Source organism: Methylobacterium sp. HJ2, from assembly GCF_056431005.1.
The window spans coordinates 262,404-281,440 of sequence record NZ_JBWJYM010000003.1 but is presented as its reverse complement, the minus strand read 5'-3'; the positions used below and the strand labels follow the sequence as shown (position 1 = coordinate 281,440).

Below are 19,037 nucleotides of genomic sequence, written 5' to 3'. Positions count from 1 at the left end.
CGCGGCAGGATCCGGGGCGGGGCGATGACGCCGTTCCGCCTCGGCCTCGCGGGGCTCGTCGCCACGCTCCTGCTCGATCAGGCCTCGAAGCTCGGGCTGTATTTCGGCACCGATCTGGTGCTGACCCAGCCCTGGCACCTGAACCCGTTCACCGACCTCGTGGTGGTGTGGAACCACGGGGTCTCCTACGGGATGTTCCAGCAGCAGGGGGGCCTCGGCCGCTGGCTCCTCGTCGCCCTGTCGCTCGCCGCCGCCCTCGGGCTCGGCCTGTGGATGCGGCGGGCGTCCTCGCGCCTCCTCGGGCTCGCCCTAGGGCTGATCGCGGGCGGAGCCCTGGGGAACGTCGTCGACCGGATCGCCTACGGCGCCGTGTTCGACTTCGTCCACCTGCATGTCGGCCCCCATTCCTGGTACGTCTTCAACGTCGCCGACGCGGCGATCGTGGCGGGCGTGGTGGGGCTGATCCTCGACAGCCTGATGCCGGAGCGGCGCGGTGCGCGCCCGGGGGATTCGGCCCCGACGGCGTGATACGCACAACACATCGTTCCCGGTCGTCGCTCCGGTCTGGTGCGGCGTGGTCAAGGCGCCATACGATCGCCGGAAACCGGGATCAGGCCGAGACGGTCGGATCGGGCCGCGAGAACCGCGCGGCCGTCTCGGCGATTCGCGCAGCGGGTCGCGGGGGCGCCCGGCCAACGCCAATCTGTGGGGCAGCATGACCGGGTATCGCTGGATCCTTCCTCTTCCCGCCGTGCTCGCCGGGATGATCGCGGCGACGGGCGCGGGCGCGCAGGAGAGCGGGTCGCTGATGCGGGACACGCTCAGCACCCTCGGCCTCGTCGAGCGCGAGCAGGCGCCGATCGATTATCGCGAGCGCGCGCCCCTCGTCATGCCGCCCAAGCTCGATGCCAAGGCGCTGCCCGCGCCGCGCGCCGGTGCGGGCAACCCGCAATGGCCCAAGGAGCCCGAGGTCGCCGCCCGCGAGCGTGCGCAGGCCGAGCGGCGGGTGCCCCGCGGCAATCAGGCCCAGGGCCGCTACGACGACAACAACGCCACGCTCTCCCCCGACGAGATCCGCGGCGGACGGCGCGCCGACGCGCAGATCCCGCGCACCAACGAGTACAAGCCGGGCGACAACACCCGCGAGTCTTTCTGGGTAAACCCGCTCGACCTGATGCGCGGCGTGTCGGACGCGAAGGCCGAGCCCGCGGATGTCGAGCCCACGCGCGACAGCCTGACCGAGCCGCCGACGAGCTACCGCAAGGCGCCGCGCAAGATCGCCAAGTCCACGGGCGAGCCGATCAACAATGCGAGCCGCGACCGCGAGGAAGCGGATCCGGGCGTCTACCTGCGCGAGCAGCAGCGCCGCCAGTAGTCGCACCCGCTGTGGCACGGTTGCGACAGAGCCGCGGCGTAGCGAGATAAGATCACGCCGCCGGTACGGACTTTGCCGGCTCGAACGTCAAAGATGGATCGGTCGCCGTGTCCTCCCGAGAGGGAGCGGGAACGCGAGCGGGCCGCGACGAGGACGAACGCATGCATCTGTTCAGGCACCGGACGCCGGGCTTCTTCCCGCAAAACCCGCGGATCAGCGCCGGCCGCGGGGACGCCGCGCCGTTCGGACGCTCGGAGGCGGGCGGCCCCGACGTCACCGCCTTCACCCTGGACAACGGCCTCGATGTCATCGTGGTGCCCGACCACCGCGCGCCCGTCGCGACCCACATGATCTGGTACCGCAACGGCTCGGCCGACGATCCGCTCGGCCAGTCCGGCATCGCCCACTTCCTCGAGCATCTGATGTTCAAGGGCACCGACAGCCACCCGGCCGGTGCCTTCTCGAAGGCGGTCTCGGGCCTCGGCGGCCAGGAGAACGCCTTCACCTCCTACGACTACACCGCGTATTTCCAGCGCGTCGCCCGCGACCATCTCGGCACGATGATGGCGTTCGAGGCGGATCGCATGAGCGGGCTCGTCCTCGACGACGCCGTGGTGGCGCCCGAGCGCGACGTCGTGCTGGAAGAGCGCCGCATGCGCGTCGAGACCGACCCCTCGGCCCAGCTCTCCGAGGCGATGGCGGCCTCCCTGTTCGTTCACCATCCCTACGGCATCCCGATCATCGGCTGGATGCACGAGATCGAGGGGCTGAACCGCGAGCACGCGCTGGGCTACTACAAGCGCTTCTACACGCCCGAGAACGCCATCCTGGTGGTGGCCGGCGATGTCACCCCCGACGAGGTGCGCCGCCTCGCCGAGGCCACCTACGGCCGCGTGGCGCCGCAGGGTGCCCGGCCCGAGCGCCGCCGCCCGCGCGAGCCGGAGCCGAAGGCCCTGCGCCGCATCGCGGTGGCCGACCCCAAGGTCGAGCAGCCCACCCTGCAGCGCCTCTACCTGACACCCTCCTGCATCACCGCCCGCGACGGCGGCTGCCACGATCTCGAGCTCCTGGCGGAGGTCCTGGGCGGCGGCTCGACCTCCTACCTCTACCGCAAACTCGTGCTGGAGCAGGGCATCGCGGTGAATGCCGGTGCCTGGTACATGGGCTCGGCGATCGACGACACGCGCTTCTCGGTCTACGCGGTGCCCGCGGAGGGCGTCACGCTGGAGAAGCTCGAGGAGGCGGTCGACGGCGTGCTGCGCCGGGTGCCCGCGGAAGCCCTCGATGCCGAGGCGATCGAGCGCGCCAAGACCCGGCTCGTGGCCGAGACCGTCTATTCCTCGGACAGCCAATCCTCGCTGGCCCGCATCTACGGCTCGGCGCTCGCGATCGGCGAGACCGTCGAGGAGGTGCGGCGCTGGCCCACGGACATCGAGGCGGTGACGCATGGCCGGCTCGCCGGGGCCGCGGAGCGCTGGCTCACGCCGTCCCGGTCCGTCACCGGCTACCTGATGAAGACAAAGGATCTCGACGCGCCGGTCGCGATCGCCGCCGAGTAGCGGCCCCGGCGCATCCGTACCGGCGGCGCCATCCCGCCGCCGAACAAGAACAACGAGGTTTCGATGAACTTGGCCGACACCGATACGCGCGCAGCCACCTCGCCGACCAAGGCGCTGCCGGTCCCGACCGCCGCGGGCATTGAGGCGTGGCACGTGGAATCGCCGGTGGTGCCGATGATCGCGCTGTCCTTCACGTTCGAGGGCGGCGCCGCGCAGGACCCCGACGGCAAGTCGGGCTGTGCCCAGATGCTGGCGCGCCTGCTCGATGAGGGCGCGGGCGACCTGCCCTCCGACGCCTTCCAGGAGCGGCTTGCGGCCCGCGCCATCGAACTCTCGTTCCATGCCGGCCCCGACGCGATCGGCGGCTCGCTGAAGATGCTGGTCAAGCATGCGGACGAGGCGATCGACCTGCTGGCCCTGGCGCTCGCCAAGCCCCGCCTCGACCCGGACGCGATCGAGCGGGTGCGGGCACAGATGATCGCGGGCCTGCGCTACCAGCAGAACGATCCCGGTGTGCTCGCCTCGCGGCGCTTCTTCCGGGAGGGCTTTGCCGGTCATCCCTACGGACGGCCCTCGTCGGGCACGCTCGAGAGCGTCGCGGCGATCACCCGTCAGGATCTCGTGGCGATGCACGCCCAGATCATCGGGCGCAGCGCCGTGAAGGTCGCGGCCGTGGGCGCGATCGGGGCGAGCCAGCTCGCGGAGGCGCTGAACCGCGCCTTCGGGGCGCTGCCGGAGGCGGGCGAGCTGCGGGCGGCCCCGCGCACCACCGTCCAGGGCCTGGGGCAGCGCGTGCTCGTCGACCTCGACGTGCCGCAATCGGTGATCCGCTTCGGCCTCGCGGGCGTGCCGTGGCGCGATCCGGACTTCATCCCGGCCTACGTGCTGAACCACGTGCTGGGCGGCGGCGCCTTCACCTCGCGCCTGTTCCAGGAGGTCCGCGAGAAGCGTGGCCTCGCCTACTCGGTGGGCACCTCGCTGGTCAGCCACCGCGCCACCGCGATGATCTGGGGCTACACTGCCACCAAGAACGAGCGCGTCGGCGAGGCGCTGAGCGTGATCTCCGATGAGATCGGCCGGCTCGTCAGCGACGGCCCGACCGACGAGGAGCTGCAGAAGGCCAAGGACTATCTCACCGGCTCCTACGCGCTCGGGTTCGACACCTCGACCAAGATCGCGCACCAACTCGTGCAGATCGCCTTCGAGGACCTCGGCATGGACTACATCGCGCGCCGCAACGACCTCGTAGCGGGCGTGACGCAGGCCGACATCCGGCGCGCCGCTGCCCGGACCTTCGCGGACGGGCGAATGCTGGTCGTCGCCGCCGGGCGCCCCACCGGCTTCTGAGGATCTCGCCGCCGGCGCGGCCCCGCCTGTGGGGCCGCGCCGGACTCCGACCGGAACGGAAGCAGCCGATCTCCGAGGCGTCATCCATGCAGCTCACCGGCCTTCATCACCTGACCGCGATCACCGCGCGGGCCGCCGACAACTTCGCCTTCTACACCCGCGTCCTCGGCCTTCGGCTGGTGAAGAAGACCGTGAACCAGGATGACGTCTCGGCCTACCACCTGTTCTACGCGGACGGGCTGGCCTCGCCCGGCAGCGACGTCACCTTCTTCGATTGGCCGGCGCCGCCCGAGCGCCGCGGCACCGACAGCATCGTGCGCACCCACCTGAGGGTGCCGGCGGGCTCCCTGGAGTGGTGGCGCGAGCACCTCGCCCGGCAGGGCGTCGCCCATGCGGTGCCGATCGCGCGGGACGGGCGCCAGACCCTCGACTTCGAGGATGGCGAGGGGCAGCGCCTCGCCCTTGTCGAGGACGCCGCCGGTGCCCCGGGAGCCGCTTGGGCGGACAGCCCGGTCCCGGCCGAGCGCCAGATCCTCGGGCTCGGGCCCGTCCGCCTCGCGGTGCGGGATCCTGCGCGCACAGAGAGCGTGCTGACGGAAGTGCTCGGCATGACGTTCGATCGTCGTTTCGAGCTGCCCGAGGGCGAGGTGGGGGTCTTCCGCATGGGACCGGGCGGGGCCGCCGCCGAGGTGCAGATCCTGGCCGATCGCTCCGCGCCCGCGCGGCAGGGCGCGGGCGCCGTCCACCACGTCGCCTTCCGGATCCCGGACACGGCGTACGCAGGGTGGGAGAAGCGCCTGCGTCTGCATCGGATGCCATCGAGCGGGCCGGTCGACCGCTACTATTTCCGCAGCCTCTACTTCCGCGAGCCGAACGGCATCCTGTTCGAGATCGCCACCGACGGGCCGGGCTTCACCGCGGACGAACCCCTCGACGCTCTGGGCGAGGGGCTGGCGCTGCCGCCCTTCCTCGAACCGCGCCGGGCGGAGATCGAGGCCGGGCTGAAGCCGCTCTGACAAGGCGGCGGCGCCGCGCGGGCAAGAATTCAGACCGATTCCAATCGGGCGAGACCAGATCCGGCTGCCATCCAGCCATGCCTTGACGGCGGTGGCGCAAGTGCGAAAAGGGCCCGGCCGAGGGCGGGCAAGAGATTCGAGGACCGTGGCGCAGATGAGCAAGTTCTACGAGGAGCGGGTGCTTTCGGTGCATCACTGGACGGATACGCTCTTCTCGTTCCGCACCACCCGCGATCCGGCGTTCCGGTTCCGCAACGGCGAGTTCACCATGATCGGTCTGGAGGTCGAGGGCCGGCCGCTGCTGCGCGCCTACTCGGTGGTCTCGGCCAATTACGAGGACGAGCTGGAGTTCTTCTCCATCAAGGTCCCGGACGGCCCCCTCACCAGCAAGCTGCAGCATCTCAAGGTCGGCGATCCCATCATCGTCGGCAAGAAGCCCACCGGCACGCTCGTGCTCGACAACCTGCTGCCGGGCCGCCACCTCTACCTGCTGGGCACCGGCACCGGGCTCGCGCCGTTCCTGTCGATCATCAAGGATCCCGACACCTACGAGCGCTTCGAGAAGGTGGTGCTGGTCCATGGCTGCCGGCAGGTGCAGGAGCTGGCCTACGGCGAGACCATCACGCAGGACCTGCCCCAGCACGAGTTCCTGGGCGAGATGATCGCCAACCAGCTGATCTACTACCCGACCGTGACGCGCGAGCCGTTCCGCAACAGCGGCCGGATCACGGATCTGATGGTCTCGGGCAAGCTGTTTGCCGACATCGGCCTGCCCGCGATGTCGATCGCGGCCGACCGCTTCATGCTCTGCGGCTCGCCCGAGATGATCCGCGACACGCGCGACCTCCTCACCGGCCGCGGCTACGAGGAGGGCAACCACGGCGAGGCCGGACACTACGTCATCGAAAAGGCCTTCGTCGAAAAGTAGGACGGCCGGCCTCCGGCGCTCGACCGGGGGAAGCGGGCATCCTGAGCCGCTCAGCCATCCGCGGCGTCCGGCACCAGATCCCGCACGGTCCGGGCGAGGTCCGCGAGGCTGGTGCTGCCCTTGGCGATCACCCGGTCCGCCTGGCCCGCGAGCCGGCGTCTGTCCTCGCCGGTGATGTCCTTGGCGGTGAGGACCACGACGGGCACGTCGCGCCAATCGGGCCGTGCGCGCAGCGCCCGCAGGAAGCCGAACCCGTCCATTTCCGGCATCATCAGGTCGAGCAGGACGAGGCTCGGCTTCTCCGCCTCCACCGCTTCGAGGGCGAGCCCACCATGCGCGGCCTCGCGCACCGGCAGGCCCTCGCGCACCAGCGCCGTCACCAGCCGCTCGCGGGCATCCGCGTCGTCGTCGACCACGAGGATCGGGCCGTCCTCCGCGCCCGTGCGGAAGCGGTCGGTTACCGCCTTCAGGCTCGCCCAGTCGATCGGCTTCTGCAGGTAGTCGGTCGCGCCGAGCGAGAAGGCGAGGTTCTGCTCGTCCAGCACCGTCACCATCACGATCGGGGTCGCCGCCAGATCCGGATCGGCGCGCAGGGCCCGCAGGACGGCCCAGCCGTCCATGCGCGGCATGGTCACGTCGAGCAGGATGGCGCGCGGGCGCAGGATCCTGGCGCGTTCGAGCCCGAGCCGGCCGTCCTCCGCCACGGCCACCCGGAACCCCTCGCGCTCAAGGAAGCGGGCGAGCAGGTCGCGCATCGCCGCATCGTCGTCGATCACCAGGATCGTGCTCCCGGCCGGGCCTTCCGGCTCCTCGGGCCGCGTCTCCTCGGTGGCCTGGAACGTGTCCGGCAGATCGAGGGTGAAGGTGGTGCCGACTCCCTCCGCGCTCTCGACCGTGATGCGGCCGCCCAGCATCTCGGCGAAGGCCCGCGTGATCGAGAGGCCGAGGCCGGTGCCGCCGAAGCGGCGGGTCGTCGAGGCGTCGGCCTGGGTGAAGCGCTCGAACAGACGGCCGAGCTGCGCCTCGCTCATGCCGATGCCGGTGTCGCGCACGGTGAATCGGAGATGCGCGCCCGTATGCTCGGCGCCGAGGGTGATGCGTCCGTTCTCAGTGAACTTGGCGGCGTTGCTGAGCAGGTTGATCAGGCATTGGCGCACCTTCGTCACGTCGGTGAAGGCATGGCCGACCTCGGGAGCGATGGCGAGCGCCAGGGTGTTCCCGTTCTTGCCGACGAGGCCTTCCACCGTCGAGGCGACCTCGTGCACCATCCCGGCGACGTCGAAGGACTCGGCGTAGATCTCGACCCGGTCGGCCTCGATCTTCGAGATGTCGAGCACGTCGTTGATCAGGCCGAGCAGATGGCGGGCATTCGACTCGATCTTGCGCATGTCGGCGATCAGCGCCGGCTCGCCGAGGTCCTCGAGTTCCTCCTGGAGCATCTCCGAGTAGCCGATCACCGCCGAGAGCGGGGTGCGCAGCTCGTGGCTCATGTTGGCCAGGAACTGGCTCTTGGCGCGGTTGGCCTCCTCGGCGGCCTCCCGCGCGGCCAGGATCGCGGCCTCCGCGGCCTTGGCCTCCGTGACGTCCGTATGGGTGCCGACCCATTCGCGGATGGTACCGTCCTCCTCCAGGATCGGCACGCCGCGGACCGCCATGCTGCGGTAGGTGCCGTCCCGGCGCCGCAGCCGGTGCTCGACTTCGTAGAGGGACAGCGTCGAGACCGCCGCGAGCCAAGCGGTCCGCGTAGGCTCGCGATCGTCCGGGTGGATCGCGTCGAGGAAGCCCAGCCCCGCATAGGCCGCCTCGTCCTGTCCGGTGAAGCGGGTCCACGCCGCCTGCCGCGGATGCAGCTCCCCCGTCGGGGTGGCCGTCCAGACGATCGCCGCGCTGGCCTCGATTAGCGAGCGGAAGCGCTCCTCGCTGCGCCGTGTGCCGGCTTCGGCCAGATGCCGCACCGTCTCGTCGAGCACCACGAGGCCGACGCCCTCCTCGGCGGCGCCCGCCTTGAGGCCACCGCGCAGGGGATAGAAGCTCATGGAGAAGTAGCGCACGCCGCCCGGCGCGCTCGCCGTCGGCACCGCCACCGGCACGTCGGGCGTGACGAGGCCTTCGTGAAGGGCGGCCGCGAGCTTCGGGGCGAGCGCGTCCCGCAGGGTCGGCAGCATCGCCCAGATCGGCGCACCGATCTCGGCGCCGAAGCCGCGCTCGTTCATCAGCGCGAGCGCCCGGTTCATGTGGCGGATGCGCAGGTCGCGATCGAGGAAGCCGAGGCCCACGGGCGCGTTGGCGAGTACGTCGTCGAGCAGCGCCGACATGCGCAGCGATTCGCGCCGCCGCACCAGGGCGAGACGCGCCAATAGACCGATCGCTGCGAGAGCGGAGGCGGCCGAGAGCAGGAAGAGCAGCGGCGAGCGCACGCGCTCCCGCGCGCGGATGTCGGCCAGCATCGCCTCCGTGGCGGCCTGTCGGGCGGCGGCCTCGGCACGGATCGCCACCATCAGGCGCCGGCCCTCGCCGGTCCGCACCAGATCGGTCGCCGGATCGAACCCCTGCTCGCGCCGGGCCGCGACCACGCGCGCGGCGAAGTCGCGCTTGCGCGCGATCAGGTCGGCGAGCGAGGGTGCCCCGGACCGGACCGGTTCCTGAGCCGTGCCGCCGAGGGCGGCGAGACCGGTCTCGATCGCATCGAGGGATCCCGTGTAGGGCTGGAGATAATCCTCGCTGCCGACGAGGACGTAGCCGCGCTCGCCCGTCTCCAGATCCTTGACGGCGGAGAGGAGGCGCTCGACGGCGGCAACGATGAAGGTCCCGCGCGCGGTCTCGGCCCGGCTCGCCTCCCCGGCCACGTAGTTGAAGCCGCCGGCGAGCAGGGCGACGAGCAGCAGGATGAAGGCGGCCGGCGATCCGAGCAGGCCCGAGAAGGGGCCCGCCCCGGCCAACCGAGGCCGGCGCAGCCGAAAGGTCGACACTGTCATGGAACTCTTCGCTCGGGGAACGGGGCCCGCGGGAGATAGATCGCACGCGGCCGATATCGACGTGCGGGGCCGATCCCGCCGCCCGCAGGATCTCGTGCCGTGTCGGCGGACCGCCCCTGCAACGGGGCGCGTGCGGGAAGCGCCCGGTCCCGCCTTGCGCGTCCGGGCTCAGGTCTCGACCAGACCTGTGCTGGTGCCGGTGGCCTCGGGGCGGCCGTGCGGGAGGGCGAGGTATTCCGAGGAGCGCATCTCGATCAGGCGCGAGACGGTGCGGTCGAACTCGAATGCCTCGCGGCCGGTCGCGGCGGTGTAGAGTTGCTGCGCCTCCACGGCAGCCGAGGCGACGAGCTTCACCTGCGCGTCGTAGAGGGTGTCGATCAGGGTGATGAAGCGCTTGGCCTCGTTGCGCCGGTCCTCGCCCATCTGCGGGATGTCGGAGAGGATCACCGTGTGGAAGGCGCGCGCCACGGCCATGTAGTCGGAGGCGCCGAGGGGCTGGGCGCAGAGGTCGTCGAACCCGAAGCGGGCGACGCCGGCCGCCTCCTCCGGGACCGCCACGTCGCGGCCGTGGACGCGCAGCGTCGCGGGCCGCCCCGCCGCCCGGCCGGTGAGGTTGCGGAAGGCGGCATCGAGGGCTGCGCGCGACGCGGCATCGGCCGGGACATGGTAGACCGGGGCACCGCCGAGCTTCTCGAGGCGAAAATCCGTGCGCGCGTCGAGCCGCATCACCGCGACCCGCTCGGTCAGCTCGGCGATGAAGGGCAGGAACAGGGCCCGGTTCAGGCCACCCTCGTAGAGCCGGTCCGGCTCGACGTTCGAGGTCGCGACCACCGTGACGCCGCGGGCGAAGAGCGCCGCGAAGAGGCGCCCGAGGATCATCGCGTCGGCGATGTCGGTGACGGTGAACTCGTCGAAGCAGAGCAGCGTCGCCTCGTCGGCCAGGGCATCCGCCACCGGCCGTATCGGGTCGTCCCCCTTGACCTCCCCGCGCTTCAGCGCCTGCCGGTAGGCGTGGATGCGCTCGTGCGCGTCCGCCAGGAAGCCGTGGAAATGGACGCGGCGCTTCGGGCCGGGCGCCGCCTCGTGGAACAGGTCCATCAGCATGGTCTTGCCGCGTCCGACCGAGCCCCAGAGATAGAGTCCCCTGGGTACGGTACCGGCCTCCTTGCGGCCGAACAGCCATCCGAGCGCGCTGCCCTTGCGGGCGCGCTGCCGCCGCTGCAGCGTCTGAACCAAGCCGTCCAGGGCGCGCACCACCTGCATCTGCGCGGGATCACGCTCGATCGTCCGGGCAGCCACCAGCGCCTCGTAGCGCAGCTGCACCGGCCCGGACGGACCGACGCCCGCGACCGGGTCGGGGGTGGGCAGGGGCTTCGAACTCGATGTCACGCGCGGCCTCCGGGCCTGTCCAGGCCGTCCGAACATGGGTGTGGCGGGTCTGCCGCGCCTATCGGGAGGGATCAAGGCGACGCATGTCCGGCCGCGCGCAGGCGGCGGATGCCTGTCACGCAGGCCGTGCATGCCGCCCCACCGGGTCCGTTGTTTTGCTGCATTGCACAAACGGCCCCGGACTGCCACATCGGGATGATCCTTCGGGATCCCGACCATGCCGGCTTCCGGCGGGGTCGCGGCGTCGCGCAGCGGCATTCGATCGGCACGCCGTGGGGGCTAGCCGCCGGATCCGCCTCGGGAGGGAACGTCCGGATATCCGCGCCAACGATGCGCTGCAGACCGGAGACCCAGATTGGCTTTGCCAGAACGCATCCTGCCGGGACACACCGTCCGACGCCTGTGGCCCGGTGATCGCGCGGCCGTGCTCGACTACTTCCTGCGGCTCGATCCCGAGACGCGGGCCTGCCGCTTCATGGGCGGCGTGAGCGAGGCGGGCGTGCGCGCCTATGCCGAGCAGGCGCTCGTCGCGGACGGACTGGTGGTCGGGGCGTTCGCCGAGGGCGTGCTGCGCGGCCTCGGCGAGCTGCGCCCGGTCGACGCGCGGGCACCCGGGTTCATGCTGGGCTCGCAGGCCGAGGCCGCCTTCGCGGTCGAGGCCGGCTTCCGGCGCCGGGGCATCGGCACGGCCCTGTTCGGGCGGATCGCGCGGGCGGCCCGCAACCGCGGCGTCGGCACGCTTCAGGTCCGCTGCCTCGGACGGAACCGGCCGATGATCCGTCTGGCGGCCAAGCTCGGCGCCGAACTCCGCAGCGATCGCGGCGAGGCGCACGGGGATGTCCGGCTCGCGCAGCCGACGCCGGTATCGCTCTGGTACGAGAGCATCGCCGAGGCCTACGATTTCACGCTCTCGATGGTGCAGCCCTCCGCAGCGGCGGAGGAGCACGCGGCCTGAGAGCGCGCCTCAGCCGATCGGGTCGGCCACCAGCGCGAAAGTCAGGAGATCCACTGCGGATGCGCCCCCGCGCAGGAGCGCGCGCGCGGCGGCGTTGGCGGTGGCGCCGGTGGTGCTGACGTCGTCGATCAGCAGGACGCGACGCCCCTGCAGGCGGTGGCGGTGGAGCGGGCTCACCCGGAAGGCGCCCTGCAGGTTCTCGGCCCGCGCCGCCCGGCTCAGGTTGACCTGCGAGCGCGTCGCCTTCACCCGGACCAGCAGGCGCGGCTCGAACGGAAGCCCCGCCGCGCGGGCGACCGGGCGGGCGAGGAGCGCCGCCTGATTGAAGCGTCGGCGCCAGAGGCGCCAGCGGTGGAGCGGCACCGGCACCACGCAATCGGCCTCGCCGATGAGGTCGCGCCCGCTCGCGGACATCATCCGGGCCATGGCGCCGGCCAGATCGAGCCGATCCTCGTACTTCAGGCGATGCACGAGGCCGCGCGCGACGGGATCGTAGAGCGCGACCGCGCGGGCCCGCGCGAAGACCGGCGGATCGGCGATGGCGCGGGGCGAGAGCAGGGGGCCGATGCCGAGATCGAGGGCGAAGGGCGTGCCGTAGCGCGGGCAGAGCGGCTGCTCGATGAGCCTGAGCGAGGACCAGCAGGCCGGGCAGAGCGCACCCGGATCCGCGATGGCGCCGCCGCAGCCGGCGCAGGAGGGCGGGTAGATCAAGCCGACGGCGCCCCGGGCGAGCCGCGTCGCGACCGTTCGGAATGAGGGCGACATCGCGCGGCGACCTTCGGCCGGAGGCATCTCGGTGGGGAGGCCCCCGCGGGCGGGAGCGCCACGGCACTCAGCCATGCGAACAGCCTCCCGTCGAGCCCCCCCGGGACCGTCCCACGAACGCGAAACCCCGCGCGGCCCGTGCCGCGCGGGGTTCGGGATGGTCCGGGCCTGTGGACCGGCGGCACGGACCGGACCGCCACGGCGCGGCGGCGGTCGTTCGCCGGACCTCCTGGGTGATGGCCCGTGAGACGCGGTTCTACTCGGCCGGCTGGAGCACCGGAGCCGTCGCCTCGACGGGCATCGGCTTGCCGCCCAGCGCGGCGGCGAGCTTGGCCTCGTCAACCTCGCCCTCCCAGCGGGCGACCACGATGCAGGCCACCGCATTGCCGATGAAGTTGGTCAGCGCGCGGCACTCGGACATGAAGCGGTCGACGCCGAGGATCAGCGCCATGCCGACGACGGGGACGGAGGGCACCACCGCAAGCGTCGCCGCCAGGGTGATGAAGCCCGAGCCGGTGACGCCGGCCGCGCCCTTCGACGAGAGCATGGCGACGAGGAGCAGCAGGCCCTGCTCGCCGAGGCTGAGGGGCGTGTCCGTCGCCTGGGCGATGAACAGCGCCGCCATCGTCATGTAGATGTTGGTGCCGTCGAGGTTGAACGAGTAGCCGGTCGGGACCACGAGGCCGACGACGGGCTTCGAGCAGCCGGCCCGCTCCATCTTCTCGAGAAGCGAGGGCAGGGCGGATTCGGACGACGAGGTGCCGAGCACCAGGAGCAGCTCCTCCTTGATGTAGCGGATGAGCTTCAGGATCGAGAAGCCGTTGTAGCGGGCGACGAGGCCGAGCACGCCGAGCACGAAGATCGCCGAGGTCAGGTAGAAGGCGCCGACGAGGTAGGCGAGGTTGGCGAGCGAGGCGATGCCGTACTTGCCGATGGTGAAGGCCATCGCCCCGAAGGCGCCGATGGGGGCGACCTTCATGATGATGTTGACGACGCCGAAGATGGCTTCCGACAGCACCTTGATGATGTCGAGCACCGGCTTGCCGCGATCGCCCAGGAAGGCGAGGCCGAAGCCGAACAGCACCGAGAAGAACAGCACCTGCAGGATCTCGCCGCCCGCGAACGCGCCCACCGCGGTGGACGGGATGATGTTCATCAGGAACTCGATGATGCTCTGCTCCTTCGCCTTGCCGGCGTAGGTCGCGATCGCCTTGGCATCGAGCGTCTTGGGGTCGATGTGCATGCCGGCGCCCGGCTGGATCAGGTTTGCGACGATCAGGCCGACGATCAGGGCCAGCGTCGAGAAGGTGATGAAGTACAGCAGCGCCTTGCCGCCGACGCGCCCGACCTTCTCCAGGTTCGTCATCCCGGCGATGCCGGACACGACCGTGAGGAAGATCACCGGCGCGATGATCATCTTGACGAGCTTGATGAACGCGTCGCCGAACGGCTTCATCTCCGCGCCGAGCTGCGGGTAGAAGTGGCCGAGCAGGATGCCGATCGCGACGGCGGCCAGGACCTGGAAGTACAGGGTGCGGTAGAGCGGCTTGGGCTTGGCCGGCGCATGCGGCGCGGTGAGGGGAGCTGGAACGGACACCATCGGGCATTTCCTCGAGACTGGAGTGCGAAGGGCGTCTGAGGTCGCGATGCCCCGGGGGCACGCGCAGCGATCGCTCTTGCTTTTGGGCCCGCGAGCCGCAGTCATGCGTGCTCGACAGGTCAGGGTTACGGGTCCGGAATGGCAACCGTCGTGCCACCGCGCGGGACGCGGAAAGAATTTGTTAAGGTCTTGAGACAGCGAGGATTTTGTCGATGATCGGATCGTCTCCGATCGATGGGTGTCCGGGTCCCCGCACGGGGCGGGCCCGAGCGTTCTGGAATCCCGGAACGCCGTGGCGGCCGTGAGCAGACCTCCGGGGATGGCGTCACGGGGCCCGTCGCCGAGCCGGCTGCGGGGCCTCGTCACGGTGCTGGGCATCGCCATGATCGTGGTCTCGGCCTGGGCCGCCGGGCACGTCGCGGAGCGCTTCGCGCTGGCGGAGCTGCGCCGGGCGGCCCTGTCGAGCCTCGCCAGCCAATCCGGCGCTCTGCAGGCCGAGATGCAGCGCCAGAGCGCGCTGCCGCTGGCGCTGGCCGCCGATCCCGAGATCGCCGCCCTTGTCGGCCCCGATCCGGCCGAGGGCCTGGGCGCCCGGGTCAGCCTGCGCCTCGCCGAGATTGCCCGGGCAACGGGCTCGGCGGTGATCTACGTGATCCGGGCCGACGGGATCACCGTGGCGGCGAGCAACGCCGCCGAGGCGCGCAGCTTCGTAGGCCGCAACTACGGATTCCGGCCCTACTTCCGGGCCGCGCTCGAGACCGGCTACGGCTCCCAATTCGCCCTCGGCACGGTGAGCGGGCGGGCGGGCCTCTACCGCGCCCGGCGGGTGGGCGGCGGCGTGGTGGTCGTCAAGATGGAGTTCGACGCTGTCGAGGCCGCGTGGCAGGCGGCGGGCGAGCGCGTGCTGGTCTCCGATCCGCGCGGCGTCGTGCTGGTGGCGAGCGACCCGGGCTGGCACTTCCGCACGCTGGCGCCGATCGGCCCCGAGGAGCAGGCCCGGATGCGCGCGGGCCTCGAATTCGGCGACGCGGCCCTCGCGCCTCTGCCGATCCACCCGGCCGAGCACGGGCTGGTGCGGATCGGGCGCGGGGCCGAGCCGGCCCAGCTCGCCCTGATTCTCGACGCACCCGTCCCCGAGACGGACTGGCGGCTGCACACGATCACGCCGGTCAGCGCCGCCGTGGAGCGGGAGCGACTGCAGGCCCAGCTGATCGCGGTGCTGGCCGCCGGCCTCGCGTGGCTGGCGCTGGCGACCGAGCTCGACCGTCGCAGGCGCGTGCGGGCCCGCCTCGCGGAAGCGGCCGCGCGCGGGGCCGAGCTGGAGGCGCGGGTGGGCGAGCGCACCCAGGCGCTCAGCGCCGCGAACGCCCGCCTGCGCGCGGAGATCGAGGAGCGCCGCCGTTCCGAGGCCGAGCGCGAGCGGCTGGGCCGCGAGCTGGCCCAGGCCGGCCGGCTCGCCGCGCTCGGGCAGTTCGCCGCCAGCATGGCGCACGAGATCAACCAGCCGCTCGCGGCGATCCGGGCCTACGCCGACAACACCGGCGTTCTGGTGCGGCGCGGCCGGGTCGACGACGCGGCCGAGAACGCCGCCGCGATCGGTCGTCTCACCGACCGGATCGGCACGCTGACCCGGCAGCTCAAGGGCTTCGCCCGGCGCGCCTCGGGCCGGCGCGAGCCGGTGGCGCTCGCCGAGATCCTGCGCGGCGCGCGCGAGCTGGTCGAGGCGCGCGCCCGCGCCGAGGGCGTCGCCCTGGAGACGGCCGTGCCGCCCGATCTCGCGGCGATGGGCGACGGGCCGCGCCTGGAGCAGGTGCTGGTCAATCTCCTGCAGAATGCCCTCGACGCCCTGGCGGGCCGCCCGGACCCGCGCATCGTCGTGAGCGCCGCCGCCGAGGGGGATCGGGCGATCCTGGAGATCCGCGACAACGGCCCGGGCATCGCCGAGACGGAGCGTGCCCAGATCTTCGATGCGTTCTTCACGACCAAATCGAACGGGCTCGGGCTGGGGCTCGCCATCGCCCGCGGGATCGTGGAGGAGTGCGGCGGCACGCTGAGCCTGCGGGAGGCGCCCGGCGGCGGCACCGCGTTCCGGATCGAGCTCGGCCGGGCTCCCGCGAGCGAGGCGATCGCGGGCGCGGAGGCGCCGGCCCGCGCGATGGGGGAGGCGACGTGAGCGATCCGAATCCGGCCGAGCGCATCGTCTTCGTCGACGACGAGGACGACGTGCGCCGGGCGAACCGCCAGAGCCTGGAGCTCGACGGCTTCGCGGTCGAGGGCTTCGGCGACGCCGAATCGGCGCTCGCCGCGATCGAGGCGCAGCCGCCGGGCGTCGTCGTCAGCGACGTGCGCCTGCCGGGGCTCGACGGTCATGCCCTGTTCGAGCGGGTGCGGCAGCTGGATCCCGACTTGCCGGTCATCCTGATCACCGGCCACGGCGACATCCCGATGGCGGTGCGGGCCCTGCGAGCCGGAGCCTACGATTTCCTGGCCAAGCCCTACCCGGCCGATGCGCTGGTGGGCTCGGTCCGCCGTGCCCTGGAGCGGCGCAGGCTGATGCTGGAGAACCGCCGCCTGCGCGCCGAGCTCGACGCGGCTCTCGACGAGGATCCAGCCTTCCTCGGCGTCTCGCCCGAGATCGTGCGGCTGCGCCGCCTCGTGCGCGACGTGGCGCGGGCCGATGTCGACGTCCTGGTGCTCGGCGAGACCGGCTCCGGCAAGGAGGTGGTGGCGAGCGCCCTGCACCGCTGGAGCCGCCGCGCGGCCCGCAACTTCGTCGCGATGAATTGCGGGGCCTTGCCCGACAGCGTGGTGGAGAGCGAGCTGTTCGGCCACGAGGCCGGCGCCTTCACGGGCGCGCTGAAGCGCCGCGTCGGGCGGATCGAGCACGCCCAGGGCGGCACCCTGTTCCTCGACGAGATCGAGAGCATGCCGCTGCCGCTCCAGGTGAAGCTGCTGCGCGTCCTGCAGGAGCGCACGGTGGAGCCGCTCGGCACCAACGAGATCCGGCCGATCGACATGCGGGTCGTGGCCGCCACCAAGATCGACCTCGGCCAAGCGGCCGCGCAGGGCACCTTCCGGGACGACCTCTATCACCGCCTCAACGTGATCGTGGTGGCGATCCCGCCCCTGCGCGAGCGGCGCGCCGACGTGATGCTGCTGTTCGGCCATTTCCTCGCCCGGGCCGCCGCCCGGTTCGGGCGCGAGCCGCCGCCGGTGACGCGGGCGATCCGCGACCATCTCCAGCGCCACGACTGGCCCGGCAACGTGCGCGAGCTCGGCCATTTCGCGGAGCGCTGCGCGCTGGGCTTCGCGCCGGAGGACCGGGCCGCCGACGGGGCGCCGCGGGCGGGCATGAGCCTTTCGGAGCAGGTCGACCGCTTCGAGCGCGACCTGATCCGCGACGAGCTGATCGTGGCCGGCGGCGACGTCCGGCTCGCGGCCGAGTCCCTCGGCACGCCGCGCAAGACCCTCTACGACAAGATCGCCCGGCACGGCCTCACCGCGACGGATTACCGGTGAGCCGAAGCGGCGCCGGCGCGTTGCCCCGGAGATTCCACGCGCAACGGTGACGATGTCCAACGAGATCGAGATTCCGCCCCGCTCCGGCGCGGCCTTCACCCTGGCCGCCGGCGACCGCCTCACCGTGATCGACCCGTGCGGCGAGCAGGTCGCCGACCTGCTCGCCTTCGACCGGCACGATATCGGCGAGGTGCTGTCGTCCGGCCGAACCCTCGACTACGCCAGCCGGATCTACCTCACGACGGGCGACCCACTCTACTCGAACCGCTCCAACGTTCTCCTGCGCATCGTCCAGGACACGGTGGGACGGCACGACTTCCTGCTGACGCCGTGCTCGGCCGACACCTTCCGGATCATCTACGGCGACCCCCACCCCCATCGCGGCTGCTTCGGCAACCTCGCGGCGGCGCTCGAGCCCTACGGTATCGAGCCGGACCGCATCCCGGTCGCCTTCAACTGCTTCATGAACGTGCCGATCGACGCCGCGACCGGAGCCCTCACCGTGGCGCCTCCCCTGAGCCGGGCCGGCGACCGCATCGCGTTCATCGCCGAGCGCGACCTCATCGTTGGCCTGACGGCCTGCTCGGCGCTGCAATCGAACAACGGCAGCTTCAAGCCGATCCGCTACCGGATCGATCCGGCCGAGCCGAACGCCGCACGGTAGCGGCCCGGGCTGGTCCCCAGCCGGGCGCGGAAATGGTGGCGCAGGGTCGCGGCGGTGCCGAAGCCGCAGGCCGCGGCGATGTCGGCGATGGGCGCTCCGCCGGTCTCGAGCAGGTGCCGGGCGCGCGTCAGCCGCTCCTCGAGGAGCCAGGCGCCGGGCGTGGTGCCGGTGCCGGCGCGGAACCGGCGCAGGAAGGTGCGCGGGCTCATCCCCGCGGCCTCGGCCAGCGCCGCGACCGGGTGGGACCGGTCGAGCTGCGCCCGCATCCGGTCGAGCAGCGGCGAGAGGCGCGCGCCCTCGCGGGGGATCGGCACCGGGCGCTCGACGCACTGGGCCTGCCCGCCCTCGCGGTGGGCCGGAACCAGGAGGCGGCGGGCGACCGAATTGGCGGCGGCGGGGCCGTGGTCGCTCCGGACGAGATGCAGGCAGAGATCGATCCCCGCCGCGCTGCCCGCGGCCGTCAGCACGGTGCCGGCATCGACGTAGAGCACGTCCGGCACGAGCGTCGCGGCGGGGGCAACCCGCGCCAGCGCCGCCGCGTAGCGCCAATGGGTGGTGGCCGGGCGCCCGTCGAGCAGGCCGGCCGCGGCGAGCACGAAGGCGCCGGAACACAGCGACAGGATCCGCGCGCCGCGCGCCTCGGCGCGCCGGAGTGTCGCGCTCAAGGATCCGGGCACGGGCGCGTCGGGTCCGCGCCAGCCCGGCACCACGATCGTGCCGGCCCGATCGAGCAGCGCGAGGTCGCCGTCGACCGCGATCCGGATGCCGCCGGTCGCGCGCAGCGGGCCGGGCTCCACGGCCGCGACGGCGAAGCGGTACCAGTCCGCGCCCATCTCGGGCCGGTCGAGACCGAAGACCTCGACGGCGATGCCGAACTCGAAGGTGCAGAGGCCGTCATAGGCGAGGACGACGACCAGAGGATCCGGGCAGGCGTTTGGCATGATC

The 19,037-nt window shown here is 72.1% G+C and carries 15 protein-coding genes; 10 read left to right on the top strand and 5 right to left on the bottom strand.

The features are described 5' to 3' along the window. Positions 1 to 24 precede the first annotated feature (24 nt). From lspA to ACS5RC_RS09870, 6 genes are all read left to right on the top strand, one after another. Entirely contained in the window at positions 25 to 528 is a 504-nt protein-coding gene (gene lspA, locus ACS5RC_RS09895; protein ID WP_478343681.1) for a signal peptidase II, read from the top strand. 187 nt (positions 529 to 715) lie between these two features. Continuing rightward, positions 716 to 1,375: a hypothetical protein gene (locus ACS5RC_RS09890; protein WP_478343680.1), complete on the top strand. Its 660-nt coding sequence runs from the start codon at positions 716 to 718 to the stop codon at positions 1,373 to 1,375. A gap of 161 nt (positions 1,376 to 1,536) precedes the next feature. Further along, positions 1,537 to 2,934, top strand: a complete 1,398-nt coding sequence (locus tag ACS5RC_RS09885) for a M16 family metallopeptidase (RefSeq protein ID WP_478343679.1) — start codon at positions 1,537 to 1,539, stop codon at positions 2,932 to 2,934. 63 nt (positions 2,935 to 2,997) lie between these two features. Next, positions 2,998 to 4,281 (top strand): M16 family metallopeptidase, encoded by a 1,284-nt coding sequence (locus ACS5RC_RS09880; protein ID WP_478343678.1) that lies wholly within the window; start codon positions 2,998 to 3,000, stop codon positions 4,279 to 4,281. A gap of 86 nt (positions 4,282 to 4,367) precedes the next feature. Further along, positions 4,368 to 5,297, top strand: a complete 930-nt coding sequence (locus tag ACS5RC_RS09875) for a ring-cleaving dioxygenase (protein ID WP_478343677.1) — start codon at positions 4,368 to 4,370, stop codon at positions 5,295 to 5,297. A gap of 154 nt (positions 5,298 to 5,451) precedes the next feature. After that, the gene (locus tag ACS5RC_RS09870) at positions 5,452 to 6,225 is read left to right on the top strand and encodes a ferredoxin--NADP reductase (protein WP_478343676.1); all 774 of its coding nucleotides are present in this window, start codon (positions 5,452 to 5,454) and stop codon (positions 6,223 to 6,225) included. Between the two features lie 50 nt (positions 6,226 to 6,275). On the opposite strand, the gene ACS5RC_RS09865 is transcribed toward ACS5RC_RS09870, so the two are convergent. After that, a complete protein-coding gene (locus tag ACS5RC_RS09865; RefSeq protein WP_478343675.1) occupies positions 6,276 to 9,200 on the bottom strand; it encodes a response regulator in 2,925 nt (974 codons plus the stop codon). A gap of 168 nt (positions 9,201 to 9,368) precedes the next feature. Continuing rightward, the gene (gene zapE, locus ACS5RC_RS09860; RefSeq protein ID WP_478343674.1) at positions 9,369 to 10,589 is read right to left on the bottom strand and encodes a cell division protein ZapE; all 1,221 of its coding nucleotides are present in this window, start codon (positions 10,587 to 10,589) and stop codon (positions 9,369 to 9,371) included. A 355-nt stretch (positions 10,590 to 10,944) separates the two neighbouring features. Here zapE and ACS5RC_RS09855 point away from each other — a divergent pair, with 355 nt between their 5' ends. Next, positions 10,945 to 11,544 carry an N-acetyltransferase family protein gene (locus tag ACS5RC_RS09855; RefSeq protein ID WP_478343673.1) on the top strand — a complete coding sequence of 200 codons (600 nt, stop codon included), beginning with the start codon at positions 10,945 to 10,947 and terminating at the stop codon, positions 11,542 to 11,544. A 9-nt stretch (positions 11,545 to 11,553) separates the two neighbouring features. Here the strand turns inward: ACS5RC_RS09855 and ACS5RC_RS09850 are convergent, their stop codons facing one another. Both ACS5RC_RS09850 and ACS5RC_RS09845 read right to left on the bottom strand, forming a co-directional pair. Then, on the bottom strand, positions 11,554 to 12,309 hold the full coding sequence (locus ACS5RC_RS09850; RefSeq protein WP_478343672.1) for a ComF family protein: 756 nt from the start codon (positions 12,307 to 12,309) through the stop codon (positions 11,554 to 11,556). 256 nt (positions 12,310 to 12,565) lie between these two features. Then, positions 12,566 to 13,909 (bottom strand): dicarboxylate/amino acid:cation symporter, encoded by a 1,344-nt coding sequence (locus ACS5RC_RS09845; protein WP_478343671.1) that lies wholly within the window; start codon positions 13,907 to 13,909, stop codon positions 12,566 to 12,568. Between the two features lie 319 nt (positions 13,910 to 14,228). On the opposite strand from ACS5RC_RS09845, the gene ACS5RC_RS09840 reads away from it, so the two are divergent. From ACS5RC_RS09840 to ACS5RC_RS09830, 3 genes are read left to right on the top strand one after another with little or no spacing between them, the layout of a single operon-like run. After that, a complete protein-coding gene (locus tag ACS5RC_RS09840) occupies positions 14,229 to 16,082 on the top strand; it encodes a sensor histidine kinase (protein ID WP_478343670.1) in 1,854 nt (617 codons plus the stop codon). Further along, positions 16,079 to 17,428: a sigma-54-dependent transcriptional regulator gene (locus tag ACS5RC_RS09835; RefSeq protein ID WP_478343669.1), complete on the top strand. Its 1,350-nt coding sequence runs from the start codon at positions 16,079 to 16,081 to the stop codon at positions 17,426 to 17,428. Before ACS5RC_RS09840 ends, ACS5RC_RS09835 begins: the two co-directional genes overlap by 4 nt. Positions 17,429 to 17,480: 52 nt before the next feature. After that, positions 17,481 to 18,092: a DUF1989 domain-containing protein gene (locus ACS5RC_RS09830; RefSeq protein ID WP_478343928.1), complete on the top strand. Its 612-nt coding sequence runs from the start codon at positions 17,481 to 17,483 to the stop codon at positions 18,090 to 18,092. Here the strand turns inward: ACS5RC_RS09830 and ftrA are convergent. Further along, positions 18,053 to 19,033, bottom strand: coding sequence for a transcriptional regulator FtrA (ftrA, locus tag ACS5RC_RS09825; RefSeq protein ID WP_478343668.1), 981 nt, complete (start codon positions 19,031 to 19,033; stop codon positions 18,053 to 18,055). The two genes, ACS5RC_RS09830 and ftrA, sit on opposite strands and share 40 nt — an antisense overlap. Positions 19,034 to 19,037: the final 4 nt, after the last annotated feature.

Bases quoted from the DNA above. Each gene is read 5' to 3' on its own strand.
- ACS5RC_RS09840 (WP_478343670.1), top strand. From the start codon at position 14,229: ATGGCGTCACGGGGCCCGTCGCCGAGCCGGCTGCGGGGCCTCGTCACG.
- ACS5RC_RS09885 (WP_478343679.1), top strand. From the start codon at position 1,537: ATGCATCTGTTCAGGCACCGGACGCCGGGCTTCTTCCCGCAAAACCCG.
- ACS5RC_RS09845 (WP_478343671.1), bottom strand. From the start codon at position 13,909: ATGGTGTCCGTTCCAGCTCCCCTCACCGCGCCGCATGCGCCGGCCAAG.
- ACS5RC_RS09880 (WP_478343678.1), top strand. From the start codon at position 2,998: ATGAACTTGGCCGACACCGATACGCGCGCAGCCACCTCGCCGACCAAG.
- ACS5RC_RS09870 (WP_478343676.1), top strand. From the start codon at position 5,452: ATGAGCAAGTTCTACGAGGAGCGGGTGCTTTCGGTGCATCACTGGACG.
- lspA (WP_478343681.1), top strand. From the start codon at position 25: ATGACGCCGTTCCGCCTCGGCCTCGCGGGGCTCGTCGCCACGCTCCTG.
- ACS5RC_RS09830 (WP_478343928.1), top strand. From the start codon at position 17,481: ATGTCCAACGAGATCGAGATTCCGCCCCGCTCCGGCGCGGCCTTCACC.
- ACS5RC_RS09875 (WP_478343677.1), top strand. From the start codon at position 4,368: ATGCAGCTCACCGGCCTTCATCACCTGACCGCGATCACCGCGCGGGCC.
- ACS5RC_RS09865 (WP_478343675.1), bottom strand. From the start codon at position 9,200: ATGACAGTGTCGACCTTTCGGCTGCGCCGGCCTCGGTTGGCCGGGGCG.
- ACS5RC_RS09890 (WP_478343680.1), top strand. From the start codon at position 716: ATGACCGGGTATCGCTGGATCCTTCCTCTTCCCGCCGTGCTCGCCGGG.
- ftrA (WP_478343668.1), bottom strand. From the start codon at position 19,033: ATGCCAAACGCCTGCCCGGATCCTCTGGTCGTCGTCCTCGCCTATGAC.
- ACS5RC_RS09850 (WP_478343672.1), bottom strand. From the start codon at position 12,309: ATGTCGCCCTCATTCCGAACGGTCGCGACGCGGCTCGCCCGGGGCGCC.